This is a genomic window from Stenotrophomonas sp. HMWF023 (assembly GCF_003060985.1).
GTDB classification, from domain to species: Bacteria; Pseudomonadota; Gammaproteobacteria; order Xanthomonadales; family Xanthomonadaceae; genus Stenotrophomonas; species Stenotrophomonas lactitubi.
The window spans coordinates 53,606-57,679 of the sequence record NZ_QAIJ01000124.1; the positions used below are offsets into that span (position 1 = coordinate 53,606).

3 protein-coding genes are annotated in these 4,074 nt (G+C 67.6%); all 3 read right to left on the reverse strand.

The window, feature by feature from the left end; translation table 11 throughout:
- Positions 1 to 1,023, reverse strand: a 1,023-nt coding sequence (locus tag DBR20_RS06700) for an efflux RND transporter periplasmic adaptor subunit (protein ID WP_181393032.1), incomplete at its 3' end; no start/stop codon positions are given.
- A 317-nt stretch (positions 1,024 to 1,340) separates the two neighbouring features.
- On the reverse strand, positions 1,341 to 3,404 hold the full coding sequence (locus tag DBR20_RS06705) for a TonB-dependent copper receptor (protein WP_108265631.1): 2,064 nt from the start codon (positions 3,402 to 3,404) through the stop codon (positions 1,341 to 1,343).
- A 72-nt stretch (positions 3,405 to 3,476) separates the two neighbouring features.
- A complete protein-coding gene (locus DBR20_RS06710; RefSeq protein ID WP_108265638.1) occupies positions 3,477 to 3,845 on the reverse strand; it encodes a DUF2946 family protein in 369 nt (122 codons plus the stop codon).
- Positions 3,846 to 4,074: the final 229 nt, after the last annotated feature.

The window sequence follows — 4,074 nt, forward strand, 5'->3', positions numbered from 1 at the left end:
CACCTTCAGGCCTGCACGCAGCTTGCCGGTGCCGTCCACCACGATGCGCTGGCCTGCCTGCAGGCCCTGCTTGATCTCGACCACGCCAGCGCGGCGTGCGCCGGTGACCACGTCCACGCGTTCGACGGTGTCATCGGCCTTGATGCGGTACATGAAGCTGTCGCGACCGACCTGCACCACCGCGATTTCCGGCACGACCAGTGCGGGTCGATCGGGATGGAACAGGCGCACGTCGAGCAGCATGCCCGGACGCAGTGCGTGGTCGCCGTTGGCGAAGTCGGCACGTACGGTCACCGCACGGGTAGCCGGGTCGATGCGTGCATCGATGGTGCTGACCTCGCCTTCGAAGGTGCGGCCCGGCCAGGCTACGCTGGTTGCCTGCACCTTGTCGCCGATGGTCAGCGCGGCCAGCTCCACTTCCGGCACCTGGAAATCGATGTGCATGCGCTCGACGTCGTCGAGGGTGGCGATCACCGTGGTCGGCGTCAGCAGCGTGCCCGGGCTGATCTGGCGGATGCCGAGGACACCGGCGAACGGCGCGCGCACACGACGATCACCGATGTCCGACTGCATCTGCGCCACGCGTGCTTCGGCGGCATCGCGGATCGACTTCTGCGTGTCCAGCGTCGCGCTGGACACCAACCGCTGTGCCGCCAGTTCGCGCTGGCGCTTGTACAACTGGTCGGCTTCGCGGAAGGTCGCCTGCGCCTGCACCAATGCGGCTTTCTGGGCCTGACCGCGCAGGGTCACCAGGGGCGCGCCGGCAGCGACCTGCTGGCCACTTTCGAAATGCACCCGCTCGACGATCTCGCTCACCTTGGCGGTCACGCTGATCGACTCGCGCGCCTTGGCCGTACCCAGCGCCTGCAGCGTGTCGTTCCACTGCATCGCCTGCACGACCTGCGCGGTGACCGGCACGGCTTCGCCCTGCCGACGCGCGGCGGCCTCCTGTTTGCCTGCGCACCCGGCCAGCACGGCCAGGCTGAGGCCAAGGGCCAGGGTCGAAGCGATACGAGCCAACATGAACAATCCTGAGCGATCCACGGCCGCCGAGTGTAGGCAAGGCCCCGCAAAAGCGGTATGTGCCAAGCGTTTACCGGCGTGGAACGGGTACTGCGATAGCGCTGTGCGCCCATTCCATGCAAGGGTCCGCAGCACGGTGTCGGTGTATGTCGGGATGTATCCCGGCGCGCCACAACGGGCGATGCCGTCGTAGAGTCGGGAGGCCCGGCCGAGGGCGCCGGGCGGGGTCGGAACCTGGCGGGGATCCGACCCCATTTTCTTTGGACACAGACCTTCTTTGCCCGGCGCATGGGTAGCGCCGGGCCATGCCCGGCGGATCAATACCGGTAGTTCACCTTCATCCACAGGCTGCGGCCGGGCTCGTTGATGCGCACCGGATCGGCCGGGAAGCCGAAATCGGCGCTACCGGCCAGGTTCAGATGCTCGCTGTAGGCGCGGTCGAACAGGTTGTCGACGCCGGCGCTGAGCTGCAGCTGCGGACTGAAACGATAGGCCGCATTGAGCGCCAGCGTGGCAAAGCCGCTGCTCGGCCCGAGGTCCTGTGCCACCACGTTGCCCTGCCCGTCCGCGACCCGATGCTGATGGGTGACCGCGCGCACCAGCGCGCCGGCACTCCAGCGCTGGCCTTCCCAGTCAGCACTCAGGCGCGCTTCCAGCGGCGGCATCTGCGGCAACGGGCGATGCTGGTCGCGGTTCTCGCCCCAGGCATAGGCCAGGGTGCCACCCAGCTTCCACTGCTCATTCAACTGCAGCTGCAGCCCGGCCTCGGCACCGGCGATGCGTGCCTGCACGTTGTCGGCCTGGCTCATGCCCATCATGCCGCTGCCGCGATAGGTGAACAGGATGTAGTCCTGGATCTGCCCCGCATAGGCGGAGACCCAGGCCTGCACGCGCGGGCCTTTGTATTGCAGGCCAACATCGAGCTGGGTGGTGCGTTCGGGCTGGATGCCAGCGAACGCGTTGACCGCACCTGCCGGCCCATGATCGGGCGAGAACAGTTCCCAGTAGTCAGGCATGCGCTGGCTGTGGCCAAGGCCGGCATACCAGGTCAGGCCGTCGGCGAGATCCTGTTCGTAGCGCAGGAAGCCACTGCCCAGCCATTCCCTGCGGCGCTGGCCGGCGGTGGGATTGGGCATGGCCATCATCATGCCGCCGATGTCGACACGCTCATCGCGCACGCTGGCGCGATCGATGCGCAGGCCGCCGATCCAGCGCTGGTCGGTGTCGGTGCCGAGCGTCAATTCGGTGAACGCACCGTAGCGGCGGAAGTTGGCGTCGGTGTTCCAGTCCGCTTGCTTGTAAGTGTTGCGGCCCATGCCCATGCGGCCGCGGTGACGGCTGTCCTCGCCATCCACACCGGCCACCAGCTGCACGTCCTGCCAGCGCCATTCGGAGCTGATGCGGCCACCCTGCGTGCGGCGATCCACGTTCGACGCCATCGGCATCGGCATCATGCTGTGCGGGTTCGGTTCGCGCAGCGTGTAGTTGTCCATCACGTGGTCGGCTTCGTTGTAGTACACGTTGGCCTGCAGCGTGTCCCACGCCCCGGGCAGGTTGCGCTTCTCGAAGCGCGCGGCGTAGCTGGTGCGCTCGAACGCGGCACCGTCCATGCCGCGCCCGGCGTAGCGCGCGATCGCGTCGCCGGCACCGGCGGACACTTCAAGCAGGGTATCGGCATCAGGCGTCCAGCCAACGGCTACGTCGCCATTCCACTTGCGCCATTTCGACGGAACCACATCACCGTTGCCGTCCTTGTAGTCATCGGCTTCGGAGCGATTGCCGCTGGCACGCACATAACCCGTCGGATTGCCCAACGTCAGGTCCAACACCTGGTCGTTGCGGTTGCGCGAACCGACCAGCGCGCTGGCGTCGGCACGCAGCCCCGGCTCGTCGAAACGTGGGGTATCCCGCTCGAAGCGCACCGTGCCCGCAGACGCACCCGCACCCCAGCGCACGCTCTGCGGGCCCTTGATGATGGTCAGCCGGTCAAAGCTCTCCGGCGAGATGTACGACAACGGATTGTCCATGCGCGAGGGGCACGCACCAATCAGATTGCCATCGTTGCTGAGGATGTTCAGCCGCGAACCGAACATGCCACGCAGCACCGGGTCGCCGTTGGTGCCGCCATTGCGGATGGCGGAAAAGCCGGGAACGGTCTTCAGGTAATCGGCGCCATCGCTGGCCGGCACCGGCTGCCGCGGCAGGCGCGGATCGGTCACCCAGTGCAAGGGTGAGGACGGTGCGGCGGCGGTGACCACCAGCGTATCCAGCGTCCGCGCTTCTTCAGCGGGCGCGGCATGGGCGAAGGGCGCGGCCAAGGCAACGCCAAGGGCAAACGGCAGGCGCGCACGGGCGCCCGCGCCGGGGAAAGTCATTTTCATAGGAACAGCTCCAAGGTACGCACGCGCGCACGACGCCCTTGCAGGCATCGTGCGACGGATTCGATAGGGAAATCAGCGGACGGTGGAGATCAGCGGCGGACCACGCGCGGCGTGTGCCGGCCAATGCAGCAGCGGCAGTCGCAGCTGTGACCATGGGAACACCAGCTTCGGCCGCCACAGCAGGGGCAGCAGCAGCACCAGCACTGCCAGCCACGGCAGCAGGCGCATGGCCAGCACGCAGTACTCGCAGGCCTCGCCATGCATGGCGTGCGGATCGGCGGGCGGGCTGGGCACAGCGGGCGCAGCCGCGTGGTGACCGTGACCGGCCATGGCCATGTCGCGCATGTCGTGGCCCATGGCCGTACGGTCCATGCCTGCCATGCCCGCACGATCCATCGGCTGCGCCTGCAGCGCGCGGCTGACCAGCGGTGCGAGCACCATCAGCAGCGTCGCGATGAAGGCGAGCTGGAGCAGGGTTCGATGCAGGCGGAAGGCACGGATCACCGCGCTAGTGTAGAGGTGCCCCCCGGGAGCGCCGTGCGACGAACCGTCGCAGAAGGGGGTTATCGGCAGGGCTGCGCCCTGCACCCGCAGAGGCAACAGCAACGGCAACGGCCGAAGCAACAACAGAAGCTGGCTTCCTGTGGGGGAGGCGGGGTGGGTCCGGTTG

Coding starts and splice junctions, on each gene's coding strand:
- DBR20_RS06705 (WP_108265631.1), bottom strand. CDS start 3,404: ATGAAAATGACTTTCCCCGGCGCGGGCGCCCGTGCGCGCCTGCCGTTT.
- DBR20_RS06710 (WP_108265638.1), bottom strand. CDS start 3,845: ATGGTGCTCGCACCGCTGGTCAGCCGCGCGCTGCAGGCGCAGCCGATG.